Origin of the sequence: Janthinobacterium sp. PC23-8 (assembly GCF_002250505.1) — a bacterium.
Lineage (GTDB): Bacteria > Pseudomonadota > Gammaproteobacteria > Burkholderiales > Burkholderiaceae_D > Janthinobacterium.
Window position 1 is genome coordinate 977,439 of sequence record NZ_NJGY01000001.1, and the last position, 15,667, is coordinate 993,105.

Annotated in this window: 14 protein-coding genes; 10 read left to right on the plus strand and 4 right to left on the minus strand. The window is 64.1% G+C overall.

What is annotated here, in order from left to right; genetic code table 11:
* The first annotated feature begins 186 nt into the window (after nucleotides 1-186).
* Entirely contained in the window at nucleotides 187-1,905 is a 1,719-nt protein-coding gene (locus CD932_RS04215) for a methyl-accepting chemotaxis protein (protein ID WP_094441530.1), read from the plus strand.
* A gap of 108 nt (nucleotides 1,906-2,013) precedes the next feature.
* Nucleotides 2,014-3,177, plus strand: coding sequence for a tetratricopeptide repeat protein (locus CD932_RS04220; protein WP_094441531.1), 1,164 nt, complete (start codon nucleotides 2,014-2,016; stop codon nucleotides 3,175-3,177).
* 10 nt (nucleotides 3,178-3,187) lie between these two features.
* On the opposite strand, the gene hemW is transcribed toward CD932_RS04220, so the two are convergent.
* The 3 genes from hemW to rph form a co-directional block, all read right to left on the minus strand.
* On the minus strand, nucleotides 3,188-4,468 hold the full coding sequence (gene hemW / locus CD932_RS04225) for a radical SAM family heme chaperone HemW (RefSeq protein ID WP_094441532.1): 1,281 nt from the start codon (nucleotides 4,466-4,468) through the stop codon (nucleotides 3,188-3,190).
* A complete protein-coding gene (rdgB, locus tag CD932_RS04230) occupies nucleotides 4,465-5,049 on the minus strand; it encodes an RdgB/HAM1 family non-canonical purine NTP pyrophosphatase (protein ID WP_094441533.1) in 585 nt (194 codons plus the stop codon). Before rdgB ends, hemW begins: the two co-directional genes overlap by 4 nt.
* Nucleotides 5,050-5,110: 61 nt before the next feature.
* Nucleotides 5,111-5,839 (minus strand): ribonuclease PH, encoded by a 729-nt coding sequence (gene rph / locus CD932_RS04235; protein WP_094441534.1) that lies wholly within the window; start codon nucleotides 5,837-5,839, stop codon nucleotides 5,111-5,113.
* A 324-nt stretch (nucleotides 5,840-6,163) separates the two neighbouring features.
* Here rph and CD932_RS04240 point away from each other — a divergent pair, with 324 nt between their 5' ends.
* From CD932_RS04240 to CD932_RS04255, 4 genes are all read left to right on the plus strand, one after another.
* Nucleotides 6,164-7,054: a YicC/YloC family endoribonuclease gene (locus CD932_RS04240; RefSeq protein ID WP_094441535.1), complete on the plus strand. Its 891-nt coding sequence runs from the start codon at nucleotides 6,164-6,166 to the stop codon at nucleotides 7,052-7,054.
* A gap of 106 nt (nucleotides 7,055-7,160) precedes the next feature.
* On the plus strand, nucleotides 7,161-7,799 hold the full coding sequence (gene gmk / locus CD932_RS04245) for a guanylate kinase (protein ID WP_176460875.1): 639 nt from the start codon (nucleotides 7,161-7,163) through the stop codon (nucleotides 7,797-7,799).
* Nucleotides 7,800-7,868: 69 nt separating this feature from the next.
* Entirely contained in the window at nucleotides 7,869-8,072 is a 204-nt protein-coding gene (gene rpoZ / locus CD932_RS04250) for a DNA-directed RNA polymerase subunit omega (RefSeq protein WP_094441537.1), read from the plus strand.
* A gap of 81 nt (nucleotides 8,073-8,153) precedes the next feature.
* On the plus strand, nucleotides 8,154-10,418 hold the full coding sequence (locus CD932_RS04255; RefSeq protein ID WP_094441538.1) for a bifunctional (p)ppGpp synthetase/guanosine-3',5'-bis(diphosphate) 3'-pyrophosphohydrolase: 2,265 nt from the start codon (nucleotides 8,154-8,156) through the stop codon (nucleotides 10,416-10,418).
* Nucleotides 10,419-10,555: 137 nt separating this feature from the next.
* On the opposite strand, the gene greB is transcribed toward CD932_RS04255, so the two are convergent.
* Entirely contained in the window at nucleotides 10,556-11,125 is a 570-nt protein-coding gene (gene greB / locus CD932_RS04260; RefSeq protein WP_094441539.1) for a transcription elongation factor GreB, read from the minus strand.
* 88 nt (nucleotides 11,126-11,213) lie between these two features.
* Here greB and CD932_RS04265 point away from each other — a divergent pair, with 88 nt between their 5' ends.
* From CD932_RS04265 to CD932_RS04280, 4 genes are all read left to right on the plus strand, one after another.
* Nucleotides 11,214-11,807: a hypothetical protein gene (locus CD932_RS04265; protein WP_094441540.1), complete on the plus strand. Its 594-nt coding sequence runs from the start codon at nucleotides 11,214-11,216 to the stop codon at nucleotides 11,805-11,807.
* Between the two features lie 24 nt (nucleotides 11,808-11,831).
* Complete coding sequence (locus CD932_RS04270) at nucleotides 11,832-12,968, plus strand: sensor histidine kinase (RefSeq protein ID WP_254926453.1); 1,137 nt, start codon at nucleotides 11,832-11,834, stop codon at nucleotides 12,966-12,968.
* 28 nt (nucleotides 12,969-12,996) lie between these two features.
* Complete coding sequence (locus CD932_RS04275) at nucleotides 12,997-13,644, plus strand: response regulator transcription factor (protein ID WP_094441542.1); 648 nt, start codon at nucleotides 12,997-12,999, stop codon at nucleotides 13,642-13,644.
* 119 nt (nucleotides 13,645-13,763) lie between these two features.
* Nucleotides 13,764-15,413, plus strand: a complete 1,650-nt coding sequence (locus tag CD932_RS04280; RefSeq protein ID WP_254926454.1) for a GGDEF domain-containing protein — start codon at nucleotides 13,764-13,766, stop codon at nucleotides 15,411-15,413.
* Nucleotides 15,414-15,667: the final 254 nt, after the last annotated feature.

Consider the following 15,667-nt stretch of genomic DNA (forward strand, 5'->3'; position numbering starts at 1 on the left):
GCACCGCCACCCCCGCTCTCGACACAAGGCATGGCGTTTTTTCACTATTTGTTTTCTCGGGCCCCAACCCCGCCTGGTGCACAAGCATGGCGCCACACCACGCTTGAACACGATCTTGCCATCGTCATGTCCATGTAGCATTTCCAATGGAAAATGCTTTATTGATCACTGCAACCAAAAGACACCATGAAAACACTTACCAATATTCGCATTGGCGCCCGCCTGGCGATCGGCTTTGCCGTGGTGCTGCTGCTGGCCATCATCTGCACCTCGTTTTCCGTCATCAGCGCCTGGGGCAACGCCCAGGCCACGCGCGCCATGATGGAAAAGCCGCTGGCCAAGGAGCGCCTGGCGTCCGACCTGTACCTGCTGATCTATGCGGCCATCGAACGCACCACGCTGATTGCCAAAAGCTCCGACGAGAGCTTGTCGGTGACGTTTGCCGACGCGATTGCGGCCGGCACCAAAAAAGGCGGGGGCCTGCTGAAACAGATGGAGGGCATGCTGTCGAGCGAGCAGGAAAAAGCCACCTTTGCCTCGGTGATGCAGGTGCGCGGCGTGTACCAGGAGGCCAAGCAGGCGGTGATGGCGGCCAGGAAGACCGGCCAGGCCGAGACGGCCGAACGCGTCTACACCCAGCAATACATGCCGGCCGCCCAGGCCTACCAGGCCAAGGTGCAGGGTTTCCTGGCCGAGCAGCGCCAGGCCATCGATGACACCGCCCATGCCATCGAACGGGCCAATACGCGCAGCCAGACCCTGACGGCCCTGCTGGCCGGCCTGATGATCGTCTTCGGCAGCCTGTGCGCCTGGCTGATCACGCGCTCGATCACGCAGCCGCTGCAGGCGGCCATCGCGGTGGCTGCCACGGTGGCCGCCGGCGACCTGCGCACGCAGTTCGGCCAGGCCACGCGCGATGAGGTGGGCGACCTGATGCGCGCGCTCAAAGGCATGAACGATGCGCTCATCAACGTGGTGTCGCAAGTGCAGACGGGCACCCACGCGATCGCCACCGCATCGTCCGAAATTGCGGCCGGCAACCAGGACTTGTCGTCGCGCACGGAGCAGCAGGCGAGCTCGCTCGAAGAAACCGCCTCGTCGATGGAAGAGCTGACCTCGACGGTGCGGCAGAACGCCGACAATGCGCGCCAGGCCAACCAGTTGGCCCTGTCCGCCTCGGAAGTAGCCGAGCGCGGCGGCGGCATCGTCGGCCAGGTGGTCGCCACCATGGGCGCCATCGATGCCTCGTCAAAAAAGATCGTCGACATCATCGGCGTCATCGACGGCATCGCCTTCCAGACGAATATTCTGGCGCTGAACGCGGCGGTGGAAGCTGCGCGCGCCGGCGAACAGGGGCGCGGCTTTGCCGTGGTGGCCACCGAAGTGCGCAACCTGGCCCAGCGTTCAGCCAGCGCGGCCAAGGAAATCAAGAGCCTGATCGACGACTCGGTGGCCCAGGTCAACGGCGGCAGCCGCCTGGTGCAGCAGGCCGGCAGTACCATGAACGAGGTGGTCGACAGCGTGCGCCGCGTCACCGACATCATGGCAGAAATCACCTCGGCCAGCGCCGAGCAGAGCCTGGGCATCGACCAGGTCAACCAGGCCATCACGCAGATGGACCAGGTGACGCAGCAAAATGCGGCACTGGTGGAAGAGGCGGCGGCCGCCGCCGAAAGCATGCAGGACCAGGCGGCCCGCCTGGCGCAGGTGGCCGGCGGCTTCAAGCTGGAGCAGTCGCCGGCCGTGCATGCCCCGCCCCCCGTGCGGCCGCGTTCCGCCGTGCATGCCGCGCCGGCAAAGCCGGCAGTACGCAAGGCGGTTGCCAAACCGGCCCTGGCAGCCCATCCGGCCACGCCCAAGGCGCCCGCCACGCCTGCCGGCGAGCAAGACTGGGAGGAGTTTTAAAAGAGTTCTCATTGATTTGACACGGCGCCAGGTGGCGCCGATACTGATACCAGGTGGGCCAGGCGCGCCACCTGCGGCAGTTGATACGGCGCCTGTACGGGAGAAATCATGCGCCGCCATCTCGGCATCCTCATCACTGCGCTCTCGTGCGCCCTGCTGGCCGCCTGCGCCACGCCACCGCCCCCAGCCCCCCCGGTCTTCAGCGACAGCGCCTTTGCGCCCGCCATGGCGGTCGACGCCAGCCAGGTGTTCGCCCTCGACGATGCGATGCGCCGCTACCTGCGCAACGAGGTACTGCTGCGTAAAACTGACGCGCGTTCGAACAACCCGCGCGCCGCCCTGTACCAGGCGCTGTACGACAAGGCCATGCTCAAGCTCGAATACGATGCCGATTTCACGCGCAACGCCAGCGAAACGTTTGCCGCGCGCAGCGGCAACTGCCTGTCGCTGGTGATCATGACGGCGGCGCTGGCGCAGGAGCTGGGGCTGGCCGTGCGCTACCAGGAAGTGCTGGGCGAAGCAAGCTGGAGCCGCAGCGGCGACCTGTATTTTGTCGCCGGCCATGTCAACCTGGTGCTGGGCCGCCAGCGCCTTGACAACTCGCGCAGCTACGATGCCAGCGCCATGATGGTGATCGACTTCCTGCCGTCGAAAGACGTGGCCGGCTACCGCACGCGCGAACTGGGCGAGGCGACGATTCTGGCCATGTACATGAATAACCGCGCCGCCGAAACCCTGCGCCGGGGCCAGGTACATGCGGCCTACTGGTGGGCCAGGAGCGCCATCGTGCAGGACCCGTCGTTCAGCGGCGCCTACAACACGCTGGGCCTGGTCCAGCTGCGCCATGGCGATACCGAAGCGGGCCAGCGCACGCTGGCCCATGCGCTGGAGCGCGCGCCCGACAATACGGTGCTGCTGGCCAACCTGGCGCAGTCACTGGAAGCGTCGGGACTGGCAGAGCAGGCGCAGCCGTTGAGGCAGCGCCTGCTGGCCTTGCAACCACAGCCGCCGTTCCATTATTTCAATCTGGGCAAGGCGGCGATGGAGCGGCACGACTACGCGCTCGCCATCGCCCTGTTCTCGCGCGAGATCGCACGCGACCCGTACTATCACGAATTCCATTTCTGGCTGGCCCAGGCCCACGCGCAACTGGGGCAGTGGCGGCAAGCCGGCAAGCAGCTGCAACTGGCGCTGGACCAGAGCACCACGCGCGGCGACCAGGCGCTGTATGCGGCAAAACTGCAACGCCTGCGCGCCGCTGGCGTGCAGTGAATGCTGAACCCTATTGTTCGAGGAACATCTGCTGCAGATCGTTGAGGAAACAAAGGCCCAGTTCGGTCGGTCGTATCACCTGGTGGTCGCGGTACAGCAAGCCCTTCGCTTCGGCCGCATTGAGCGGCTGCTCGATGGCGTTGAGCAGCAGGCCCGTGCGTTCGGCAAACAGGTTCGGCGCAAAGCCGCCGGTCAGGCGCAGGGTGTTGAGCATGAACTCGAAGCCCATTTCCTCGCGCGCCAGTTCTCGCTCTTCCTGCACCGGCTTGCCCTCGCGCACCGCCTCCATATAGGCGCGCGGCTGCTTGTAGCGGGCCTGGCGCAGCACGCGGTGCGGGAACGAGATTTTCGAATGGGCGCCTGCGCCGATGCCGAGATAGTCGCCAAACTCCCAGTAATTGCGGTTGTGGCGCGCCTGGCGGCCCGGCCGGGCATAGGCCGACACTTCATAACGGCCATAACCGGCCTGCGCGGCCCGCGCGGCCACCATGTCGGCGATGTCGGCGCTTTCGTCGTCGTCGGGCAGCGCCGGCGGATATTTCGCAAACAGCGTGTTCGGCTCCAGCGTCAGGTGGTACAGCGACAGGTGCGGCGGCGCGAACGACAGTGCCGTCTCCAGGTCTGCCTGCGCTTCGGCCAGCGTCTGCGACGGCAGCGCATACATCAGGTCGAGGTTGAAATTGTCGAAATGCGCCTGCGCGATCTCGACCGCGCGGCGCGCCTCGTGGTCGTCATGGATGCGGCCCAGCGATTGCAAATGGCGCCCATTGAAACTCTGGATGCCGACCGACAGGCGATTGACGCCGCTGGCGCGGTAGGACTTGAATTTCTCCGTCTCGAACGTGCCCGGGTTCGCCTCCATGGTGATTTCGCAGTCGCTCTCCAGTGGCAGCAAGGTGCGCACGTCCGACATCAGGCGGTCCAGCCCGGCCGCCGACATCAGGCTCGGCGTGCCGCCACCGATAAAAATGGTGTGGATCTTGCGGCCCCAGATCAAGGGCAGCGCCATTTCCAGGTCCAGCCGCAGCGCGGCCAGGTAGTCGTCTTCCGGAAAGCCCTGCTCCTGCCGTACCTCGTGCGAATTGAAGTCGCAATACGGGCATTTCCTGACGCACCACGGAAAATGGATGTACAGCGACAGCGGCGGCAAGGCCGTCAGGTTCAGCGCGCCCGGCTGCAGATAGCGCAGGGCCGCGCCGGCCGCGCCGGAAATGCCGTCCTGCGGCGCCGGGACATTGCCGGGCTTCGAAGCAGGCCGGGCCATGCTGCCCGCCACTTTAATCGGGATCATCGCAGTTTCTCGACCAATATGCGCAGCGCCTGGCCGCGGTGCGACAGCGCGTTCTTTTCGTCGGACGTCAGCTCGGCGGCGCACTTGCCCAGCGCGGGAATATAAAAATGCGGATCGTAGCCGAAGCCGCCCGCGCCGCGCGGGGTGGCGATCATTTCGCCATGCCAGCGCGCGTCGGCGATCACCGGCTGCGGATCGTCGGGGTGGCGCACATACACCAGCACGCAGTAGTAATAGGCGGACTTGTCGGCATATTGCCCGAGATCGGCGATCAGTTTGGCGCTGTTGGCCGCGTCCGACTTCGGCTCGCCCGCATAGCGCGCCGAGTACACGCCCGGCGCGCCGCCGAGCGCATTGACGCACACGCCCGAATCGTCGGCCAGCGCGGGCAAGCCCGTCAGGCGCGAGGCGTGACGCGCCTTTTGCAGCGCGTTTTCGACAAAGGTGCGAAATGGCTCGTCAGCTTCAGGCACGTCGTACTCGCCCTGGGCGTGCACGGCAAAGCCGATGGTCGAGAGCAGCTCGTTGAATTCCTTGAGCTTGCCGGCGTTGTTGGAGGCGAGGATGAGGCGTTGGGTCATGTCAGTCGTCCGTGTGAAGTGCCGACATTGTAAACCTTTTGCACGCCACCCGCCTCTGCCCTTACAGCCCCAGCGCCTGCTTTTGCAGCCTGACCAGGTCGGCGATGCCGCCTTGCGCCAGGTCCAGCAGCCGGTTCATGCCGGCGCGGTCGAAGGCGGCGCCCTCGGCCGTGCCCTGCACTTCGATGAAGTGGCCCGCTTCCGTCATCACCACGTTCATGTCGGTATCACAATTGGAGTCTTCCGCGTAATCGAGATCGAGCACCGGCATGCCCTGGTAGACGCCGACCGAAATGGCGGCGACAAAGCTTTTTACAGGGATCGCAGTGATCGCGCCGCGCTTTTGCAACTGCGCAAACGCATCGTAGGCAGCCACCATGGCGCCGGTGATCGAGGCCGTGCGCGTGCCGCCGTCGGCCTGGATCACGTCGCAATCGAGATGCAAGGTGCGCTCGCCGAAGGCCTGCAGATCGAAGGCGGCGCGCAGCGAGCGGCCGATCAGGCGCTGGATTTCCTGGGTACGGCCGGACTGCTTGCCGCGCGCCGCTTCGCGGTCCATGCGCGTATGGGTCGAGCGGGGCAGCATGCCGTACTCGGCCGTCAGCCAGCCTTGTCCCTTGCCCTTCAGGAAACCGGGCACCTTGTCCTCGATGCTGGCGGTGCAGATGACCTTGGTGTCGCCGCACTCGATCAGCACCGAGCCTTCGGCATGCATGGTGTACTGGCGGGTGATGCGGATGGCGCGCAGTGCGTCGACGGCGCGGCCGCTCGGGCGGGATGCAAATGTCATGGAGTGTCCTGTAGGGGTGGATGCGGCAGCGATTTTACCACCGCGCGGCGCCCTGCCAGATAGCGATCGCCGCCAGGACGGGCGAACCAGAAAGCAACACGCTCGCCTGCACGACAATCCTGCCCCACCCTGCACAATTTTCTTTACAATGCCGTAAAACGCACACTATTGCGCCGCATGCGCCTTCTCATGCGCAAAAAACGGGCCACCCCACGATGGCGCCCCTGTTTCAGGCGCGCGGGCGGTCTTGCCTGCGCTAGCTGATTAAGTGTATAAGTGACTGTATATAAGACCAAATCGGGGAATCCTTTGAGCATTTCGAGCATGACAGGCTACGCCGTTGCCACCAGCGAAGGGGCTGCAGGCACGCTGACAATTGAAATCAAGAGCGTCAATTCACGCTTTCTCGACCTGCAATTCCGTATCAACGACGATTTGCGCGCGCTCGAACCGGACCTGCGCGCCGCTGTCATGTCGGCCATCACGCGCGGCAAGGTTGAAGTGCGCCTGAGCTTTGGCCGCAAGGCCGCCACCGCCGGCACGCAGGCGCTGAACCTGCCGCTGCTGGCCGAACTGGCGCGCCTGCAATCGGAAGTGGGCCAGCATTTCGTGTCGGCGCCCGTGATGTCGGTGGCTGAACTGCTGCGCTGGCCTGGCGTGATCGAAGAAGCGCAAGTGGGCCAGGAGTCGCTGCAAGCGGACGTCGGCGCCCTGACAAAACGGACGATCGCCGCCTTTGTCGACAGCCGCAAGCGCGAAGGCGCGGCGCTCGAAGCGGTGCTGGTGGCGCGCATCGAAGCGATGGAAGCCATCGTCAAGCGCATCACGCCATTGATCCCGCAAGTGGTCGCCGCCTTCCAGCAAAAAGCCATCGAGCGCATGCAGGACGCGCTGGGCCTGGCCAGCCAGGGGTCGCATTCGGCGCTGTCGCGCCAGGACGCGATGGAGCGCATCCGCCAGGAAGTGATCCTGTACGGCATCCGCATCGACGTGTCGGAAGAACTGGCGCGCCTGTCGGCCCACCTGGGCGAAACGCGCCATATCCTGACCAAGGGCGGCCAGGTCGGCAAGCGCCTGGACTTCATGATGCAGGAACTGAACCGCGAAGCCAACACCCTGGGCGCCAAGGCGTCCGTCAAGGAACTGGCCGACGCCTCGATGGATCTGAAACTGCTGATCGAGCAGATGCGCGAACAGGTGCAGAATCTGGAATAGCGCCCGCCTGGCGTGCCATGGGACTGGCCGCGCGCCTTGCCTCTTGGTAAAATAGCGGATTGGGCGCCGCACTAACGGCGCCATCCCACGCCTTGGAAAAATACGCATGAGTCACCCTACCGCCTTCTCCGGCAGCCTGTTCGTGGTCGCCGCGCCCTCGGGCGCCGGCAAATCGACGCTGGTCAACGCGCTGCTGGCGCAGGAACCGGCCATCAAGCTGTCGATCTCGACCACCACGCGCGCGCCGCGCCCCGGCGAAGAGCACGGCCGTGAATACTATTTCACCAGCGCCGACGATTTTATCGCGCGCGCCGACCAGGGCGAGTTCCTGGAATGGGCCGAAGTGCACGGCAATTACTACGGCACCTCGCGCATCATGGTCGAGCAACAGATGGCGGCCGGCACCGATATTTTGCTGGAAATCGACTGGCAGGGCGCGCGCCAGGTGCGCAAACAGTTTCCGCGTGCGGCCGGGATTTTCATCCTGCCGCCGTCGATCGATGCGCTCGAAGAGCGGCTGAACAAGCGCGGCCAGGACGAACCGCACGTCATCACGCGGCGTCTGCTGGCCGCCGGCGGCGAAATCGCCCACGCGCCGGAGTTCGAATATGTTATTATCAATGAAGAGTTTACGGTCGCTTTGTCCGAACTGAGCGCGATCGTGAGAGCGGCCCGTTGCCGGTTTGCGCAACAAGCGGCCCGCAACGCCTCGCTTTTCGCCCAACTGGGCCTGCACGCCGAATAACAGCGCTGCACGCCAGTCACACAGCGCCACGCACCAATACTGTACCAATACTATATATTAGGAGTTACCATGGCCCGTATCACCATTGAAGATTGCTTGAAGCAGATCCCTAACCGTTTCCAGCTGACCCTGGCGGCGACCTACCGCGCACGTCAGTTGCTGCAAGGCCATACCCCTAAAGTGGATGCCAAGGACAAGCCTACCGTTGTCGCACTGCGCGAAATCGCTGCCGGCAAAGTCGGCATCGAGATGCTGAAAAAGGTGCCGATGTAACAGCCAGGCGCGTGCCGGAACAGTGGTGATCCCTGGTTCTACTTTACCCTTTATTCACACTGCGAAGTAACGCGACGTTTTATGAGTCTGACCCCAGCCGACACGACTTCAGCAGCACCGCCACCCCTGGCCCCGCGTCAGGCGCCAAAAGCGCCGGGCACGCATGCGCCAGGCACCGGCACGTCCAGCCCGCCGCCACCCGTGCCCGGCGTGGCGTCGGTCAGTCACCTGGCCGACAAGCTGGCCGAATACCTTTCTCCCGCCGACCTGAAAAAAGTCAAGGAAGCCTACCGCTTCTCCGACGAAATGCACCTGGGCCAGATGCGCCGCTCGGGCGAGCCGTATATCTCGCACCCGATCGCCGTGGCCGAAATCTGCGCCGACTGGAAGCTCGACGCGCAGGCCATCATGGCCGCCCTGCTGCATGACGTGATGGAAGACCAGGACGTCAAGAAAGACGAACTGATCGAGCGCTTCGGCGCCCCCGTCGCGCACCTGGTCGACGGCTTGTCGAAACTGGAAAAAATCGAATTCCAGAGCCAGATCGAAGCGCAGGCGGAAAACTTCCGCAAGATGCTGCTGGCGATGGCCTCCGACGTGCGCGTCATCCTGATCAAGCTGGCCGACCGCCTGCACAATATGCGCACGCTGGACTTCATGACGGCCGCAAAGAAGGCGCGCATAGCCGGCGAGACCATGGAAGTGTATGTGCCGATCGCGCACCGCCTGGGCCTGAACAATATCTTCCGCGAACTGCAGGACCTGTCGTTCTCGCATCTGCACCCGATGCGCTACCGCACCCTGGCCAAAGCCGTCAAGGCGGCGCGCGGCAACCGGCGCGAAGTCGTCAACAAGATCATGGAGGCGGTGAAAAGCACCCTCTCCATGGCCGAGATCGACGCCGAAGTGACGGGCCGCGAAAAGTCCCTGTACGACATCTATAAAAAGATGCGCAGCAAGCACCTGTCGTTCTCGCAGGTGCTCGACGTATATGGCTTTCGCGTGGTGGTGGGCAACTTTGCCGACTGCTATGTCACCCTGGGCACCCTGCACAGCCTGTACAAGCCGATGCCGGGCAAGTTCAAGGACTACATCGCGATCCGCAAACTGAACGGCTACCAGTCGCTGCATACCACCGTCATCGGCCCCTACGGCACGCCGGTGGAATTCCAGATCCGTACCCAGGAAATGCATCGCACCGCCGAGTCCGGCGTGGCGGCGCACTGGCTCTACAAAAGCGGCGAATCGAACCCGTCCGACCTGCAACAGCGCACCCATGCGTGGCTGCAGTCGCTGCTCGACATCCAGCAGCAGACGGGCGACTCGGCCGAGTTCCTGGAACACGTCAAGGTCGACCTGTTCCCCGATTCGGTCTATGTATTTACGCCGAAGTCGAAGATCATTGCGCTGCCGCGCGGCGCCACGGCGATCGACTTTGCCTATTCGATCCACACCGGCATCGGCGACCAGACCGTGGCCGTCAAGATCAACAATGAAACCGCGCCGCTGCGCACCGAGCTGCACAATGGCGATATCGTCGAAATCATTACCGATTCGGCTTCGCGCCCCAGCCCCACCTGGCTGTCGTTCGTGCGTACCGGCAAGGCCCGTTCGGCGATCCGCCACCACCTGCGCACCATCAACCTGCCCGAATCGATTTCGCTGGGCCAGCAACTGCTGTCGCAGGCGCTGCAAACCCTGAATATCGGCGCCGACCTGCCGGCGCCGCTGGTCGAACGCCTGCTCAACGAATCGAGCGCCCATTCGCTCGACGAGCTGTACGCCGACATCGGCATCGGCAAGCGCATGGCTACCCTGGTGGCGCGCCATATCTTTGGCCTGATCGGCGGCGAAGCGGCCAGCATGCCGGTCGAACACAACCACGGCAGCGAGCTCGACCCGGTCACCATCTGCGGCAGCGAAGGCGTGTCCGTGCAACTGGCGCCGTGCTGTTTGCCGATCCCGGGCGACCAGATCATCGGCCAGCTGCGCCGCGACCAGGGCCTGCTGGTGCACACCAGCGACTGCACCCAGGCCAAGCGCCAGCGCATCAAGGAACCGGACCGCTGGATCGCCGTGCGCTGGGGCACCGAGCTGAACCGCCGTTTCGACTGCCGCATCAAGGTCCTGATCAACAGCGAGCGCGGCATCCTGGCGCGCGTGGCCGCCGAAATCGGCGAGTCCGACGCCAACATCATCTATGTCGGCATGGACGAAGACAAGGACAACGTGCTCGACCAGCTGCGCTTTACCGTGCAGGTGAAGGATCGCGTACACCTGGCGGCGCTGCTGCGCAATGTGCGCAGGGTTGCCGGCGTGAACCGCATCCTGCGCGAACGGAATTAAAAACACCTGTTAAACCTACTGCGCGTCGAGATTTGCGGCCTGCGATGCTCGCTGTGCTTAAGCACAGCTGCGCTTCTCAGCCACAACTCACTGCCGCTCGCTACGGTTTTCCAGGTGTTTTATGCTTCAACACTCGTTCAAGCAACATCCCCCGGCGCCGGGTACGTCACCTCCAGCAACTCCAGTTCCTGCGCCCCCAGCGGGGTATTCAGAATGATCACATCGCCCTCGCGCGCCTTGGTGATCGCGCGCGCCATCGGCGAGACCCAGCTGATCTTGCCGTTCAGCGGGTCGAATTCGTCGATGCCGACTATCGTGATGGTATGCGTTTCGCCGTCGCCGGTGAGGTAGGTGACCGTGGCGCCGAAGAAGACCTGGTCGTTGCCATGATGGACGCTGGGGTCGACGATGGCGGCCAGGTCCATCCGCTTGGTGAGAAAACGGATGCGGCGGTCGATCTCGCGCAGGCGGCGCTTGCCGTAGATATAATCGCCGTTTTCCGAGCGGTCGCCGTTCGACGCCGCCCAATGCACGATGCGCACCACCTCCGGGCGGTCGACGTCGATCAGTTGCAGCAGCTCGGCACGGATGCGCTGGTAGCCGGCCGGCGTGATGTAATTCTTGGCGCCGGCGGGAATGGCCAGCGCCAGCGCGGCGGCTTCTTCATCGTCGTCGTTGTCGGACTCTTTTACAAATGCTTTATTCATCTGTCTATTGTAGCCCCGCCAGCTGGCCCGCACCTGCGTGCGCGTGGGCTTTTTTGACGTATCATCAGGGCAATATGTTTGGAGCCGGATGAGAAAACACTACCGTTTCAGGCGCTGGCTGTTTGCGCCGCTGGTCTACCTGGCCGCCATTTTCCTGCTGATCGAGGAATGGCTGTGGGCGACCGGCGCGCGCGCCATGCGGCTGGTGGCGCAGTTTCCGCCGCTGCACGCGCTTGAAGCGTGGATACAGCGCCTGCCGCCCTACTGGGCGCTGGCCGTGTTCGTGCTGCCGGCGGTGCTGCTGTTTCCCGTCAAGCTGCTGGCCCTGCTGGCGATCGCGCGCGGCCATGCGTTTTCCGGCATCGGCGTGATCGTCGCGGCCAAGCTGGGCGGCGCCGCAGCGGTGGCGCGCCTGTACACGCTGACCCTTCCCACCCTGTTGACCTTGCCATGGTTTGCCCGCTGGCATGGCCGCTTCATGGAGAACAAGGACCGCTGGATCGCCCGACTGCAAGCGACGCGCGCCTGGCGCCGCGTCAGCCGCCTGTCGAGCCTGCTGAGCCGCGCGCGCCGCGCCTGGTGGCGCCGCCTGCGGGCCGGCGCCGGCCGGCGCGGCCGCCACAATACGCGTGCGACCCGCGTGCTGCGCCGTTTTGCCGCTTTCTGGCGCGCACGCCGCTAATGAACCATGAAGACCATTACCACCATGTCAGATACGCTTGAGCTGCCCCATCTGGCGCCGGCCCTGCAGGCCGCCAACAATGACGCCTATCTGTTCGACGCGGCCAACTGGCAGGTGCTCGACGCCAATCCTGCCGCCTGCAAGCACCTGCAATACAGCCTGGCAGCACTGCAAGCGATGACCTTGCTTCAGTTGGCGCCGCAATGGCCCGATGGGCCGGTGCCGCTCGGGGACGGCATCGGCGCGCACGCCATCGTGCAGGCGCAGCTGCAACGGCGCGACAGCGGCGTCCACGCCGTGCGATTGCGCCTGACGCGCGCCGCACACCAGGGACGCGCGCTGATCCTGGCGCAGGGGGAGGAGCCGCGCACGCCGCAAGCGAGCGCAGCCGTCACGGAAGGCCGGCTCGAACAGCGCGAGCTGCGCCAGTCGCGCGCCCGCCTGGCCGAGCTGACGGCGCAAATCGACAAGGTAAGGCAGCAGGAGCGCACGCGCCTGGCGCGCGAACTGCATGACGACCTGGGCGGCAACCTGACGGCGATCAAGATGGCGCTGGCGATGCTGGCGCGCCGCCTGCCCGCAGGCGACGCCGCGCTGCAGGACCAGGCCGCCTATGTCGACGACCTGGTCGACCGCAGCATCGACGCCGTGCACCGCATTTCGCTCGACCTGCGTCCGTCCATGCTCGAGCTGGGGCTGGTCGCCGCGCTCGACTGGCAAGCGAAGCAATTCGTGCGACAGGCCGGCATCGAGTGCGTGTTTTCATCGAACCGCAAGGAGATCGACCTGAACCCGGACCAGGCTACCGGCCTGTTTCGCATCGCCCAGGAAGCGCTGACCAATATCGCCAGGCACGCGCACGCCAGCAAGGTAGCGGTACGGCTCGACCAGCAGCGCCAGCACGTCCGCCTGTGCATCAGCGACAACGGCGTCGGCATGCGCCCGCTGGACCGCGCCAAACCGCAATCGTTCGGCATCCGCAGCATGAGCGAGCGCGCCAGTGCGCTCGGCGGCGCCCTGCAACTGGCCAACGCCCCGGCTGGCGGCACGCTCCTGACCATAAAAATCAGGCTGAGCACGCCCCGGGAGGCGATAATAGCGGCTGCTGCCAGTGCGGGCACGCAACACGGCCCGCGGCAGCCGGATGTCAGTAAACCATAAAGCAACACATGCAGAAACGAATGCAGTCATGAAAGAAAAAGCCATCATCCGGGTATTCATCGCCGACGACCATGCGATCGTGCGCGAAGGCCTGAAACAGATCCTGGCCGATACCCGCGACATCGTCGTCGCCGGCGAGGCCGAAAACGGCCACGATGCGGTCAAGCGCTTCCGCGCCTCAAAATGCCAGGTGATGCTGCTCGACATCTCCTTGCCCGACCGCAGCGGCATCGACGTGCTCAAGCAGATCAAGAAGGAAAAGCCGGACCTGCCGGTGCTGATGCTGTCGATGCACCGCGAAGACCAGTATGCGATCCGCTCGCTCAAAGCGGGCGCGGCCGGCTACCTGACCAAGCAGAGCACGCCGCGCGAGCTGGTGACAGCCATCCGCCAGGCGGCAGAAGGCCTGAAATACATCAGCGCCGCACTGGCGCAGGAACTGGCCAACACGGTTGGCGAAGACCATGAAACGGCGCTGCACGAAACCTTGTCGGACCGCGAATACCAGACCCTGGTGCTGATCGCTTCGGGCAAGACGGTGGGCGCGATCGCCGAAGAACTGAGGCTGTCGGCGAAAACCGTCAGCGAATACCGCGCGCGGCTGCTGCTGAAGATGAAGCTGAAAAACAGCGCCGAGCTGACTCTTTATGCGATCCGCAACCAGCTGGTGGAGTAGCTTGCGGGCGCATATCGTGGGAATTGGCGGCCCTTCGTCATGCTTCTCCAACAATAAGTGCTTTGCCAACTCGCATATCATGGGGATAATTAGCAGATATCTAAAAAGGCCGTGCCTACATGTCCAGTAAATTGCCCTCCCCGCCGGCCAGCGTGCCTGTGACCGCCTTGAAACCTGCCGCCAATCCCGCCGTGAATCCGGCCGATATCGCCCGCGAAGCGTTTCGCCGCCTGGCCACGCGCCGCATCGCGCCCACGCCGAACGCCTACCGCGACATCTACAATGAAATCGCCGGCATCAGCGAACCGGCCGAAACTGCGCCGGCCGCCGTGCTGGCCGCCAGCGGCAACGTTGAAAAAAGCGCGGACCAGGGCGCCGAAAACGTGCTGAGCCAGTTTGCCGCCAGGATGAGCGAATCGGGCGGCGAACTGGGCGACTTCGGCCGGCGCTTCCAGCGGGCCCTGAAAGCGCGCGACTGGGACAGCTATGCACGCACCCTGGCGCAGCTGTCGGAAAAGCAGGCCAGGAAAGGCGGCGGCATCGAATTGCCGCCGCTGCCGGACGGCGAACAGACGCGCACCCTGCGCGAATTGCTGAGCCGTACCCTGGGCTTTGCCGTGGCAACCCTGCTGACCGGCACGCCGGCGCTGGTGCAGGAAGCCGAATCGCTGGGTGCGGCCATCAAGCAGGCGCATACGGAAGAGGCACTGAACGAAGCGGCGGTGCGCCTGAAGCAGCTGTGCTACCAGATCGAACTGAAAAGCGGCGACACGGCGGAGCAGCAGGAGTTGCTGTTGCGCCTGTTCAAGCTGCTGCTGGACAACGTCAGCCAGTTGCTCGACGACGACAGCTGGCTGCGCGGCCAGGTCGAGGCGGTGCAGAACCTGATCGCCGGCCCGCTCGACCAGCGCGCGCTGGAAGACGCCACGCGCAGCCTGAAGGAAGTCATCTACAAGCAAAGCCAGCTCAAGCACAGCCTGTCGGACGTCAAGCTCACCGTCAAGAACATGATGATGACCTTTATCGACCGCCTCGGCCAGGTGGCGGCCAGCACCGGCGACTTCCATGAAAAGATCGGCGGCTATTCCGACAAGATCAGCCAGGCGGAAAATATCACCGACCTGAACCAGGTGCTCGACGACGTGCTGCAAGAAACGCGGCTGGTGCAGACCGAGGCGCTGCGCGCGCGCGACAAGATGGTGCTGGCGCGCCAGGAAGTGCTCGATGCGGAACAGCGCATCCACACGCTGGAAGCCAAACTCCAGCATATGAGCGAACTGGTGCGCGAAGACCAGCTGACAGGCAGCCTGAACCGGCGCGGCCTGGACGATGTGTTCGAACGCGAAACGGCGCGCTCGGACCGGCGCGGCACGCCGCTGTGCATCGCCATGCTGGACCTGGACGACTTCAAGCGCCTGAACGATACCTATGGCCACTTGGCCGGCGATGCGGCGCTGAAACACCTGGTCAGGATCGTCAAGGACACCTTGCGCTCGATGGACGTGATCGCCCGCTTCGGCGGCGAGGAATTTTTGATCCTGCTGCCTGAAACCACGGTCGAATCGGCGTCCTCGACCATGACGCGGCTGCAGCGCGAACTGACCCGGCATTTCTTCTTGCATGACAATGAAAAAGTGCTGATCACCTTTTCCGCCGGCGTCGCCCTGCGCCGGCCCAATGAAGACCAGGCCGAACTGGTCAAGCGCGCCGACGGCGCCATGTACCAGGCCAAGCAGACTGGCAAGAACCGCGTGGTAGTGGCCGACTGAGCAATTGACGACACGCCGCTACCCGCCATGCCCGCCCTCCGCGGGCTTTTTTTTTGGCCAGACCATGGAAAATCGCCGTCCAGACGGCCCTCACCAGGCATTTATATTTTTTATTTTTGCCATAAAGTATCAAAAAACCCTGCCGTATAGGGACGGCGCTGCTAGGCGCTCATAGGAGAAAAGTCGAAAAAAACGCATTCCTGCCCTAAACTTTTTTGACCAGCCTCCGTTAATCTTTACAACTACGGTTTGAG

Excerpts from the sequence above, each read along its gene's own strand:
- CD932_RS04215 (WP_094441530.1), top strand. The coding sequence starts at position 187 with ATGAAAACACTTACCAATATTCGCATTGGCGCCCGCCTGGCGATCGGC.
- CD932_RS04220 (WP_094441531.1), top strand. The coding sequence starts at position 2,014 with ATGCGCCGCCATCTCGGCATCCTCATCACTGCGCTCTCGTGCGCCCTG.
- hemW (WP_094441532.1), bottom strand. The coding sequence starts at position 4,468 with ATGATCCCGATTAAAGTGGCGGGCAGCATGGCCCGGCCTGCTTCGAAG.
- rdgB (WP_094441533.1), bottom strand. The coding sequence starts at position 5,049 with ATGACCCAACGCCTCATCCTCGCCTCCAACAACGCCGGCAAGCTCAAG.
- rph (WP_094441534.1), bottom strand. The coding sequence starts at position 5,839 with ATGACATTTGCATCCCGCCCGAGCGGCCGCGCCGTCGACGCACTGCGC.
- CD932_RS04240 (WP_094441535.1), top strand. The coding sequence starts at position 6,164 with ATGACAGGCTACGCCGTTGCCACCAGCGAAGGGGCTGCAGGCACGCTG.
- gmk (WP_176460875.1), top strand. The coding sequence starts at position 7,161 with ATGAGTCACCCTACCGCCTTCTCCGGCAGCCTGTTCGTGGTCGCCGCG.
- rpoZ (WP_094441537.1), top strand. The coding sequence starts at position 7,869 with ATGGCCCGTATCACCATTGAAGATTGCTTGAAGCAGATCCCTAACCGT.
- CD932_RS04255 (WP_094441538.1), top strand. The coding sequence starts at position 8,154 with ATGAGTCTGACCCCAGCCGACACGACTTCAGCAGCACCGCCACCCCTG.
- greB (WP_094441539.1), bottom strand. The coding sequence starts at position 11,125 with ATGAATAAAGCATTTGTAAAAGAGTCCGACAACGACGACGATGAAGAA.
- CD932_RS04265 (WP_094441540.1), top strand. The coding sequence starts at position 11,214 with ATGAGAAAACACTACCGTTTCAGGCGCTGGCTGTTTGCGCCGCTGGTC.
- CD932_RS04270 (WP_254926453.1), top strand. The coding sequence starts at position 11,832 with ATGTCAGATACGCTTGAGCTGCCCCATCTGGCGCCGGCCCTGCAGGCC.
- CD932_RS04275 (WP_094441542.1), top strand. The coding sequence starts at position 12,997 with ATGAAAGAAAAAGCCATCATCCGGGTATTCATCGCCGACGACCATGCG.
- CD932_RS04280 (WP_254926454.1), top strand. The coding sequence starts at position 13,764 with ATGTCCAGTAAATTGCCCTCCCCGCCGGCCAGCGTGCCTGTGACCGCC.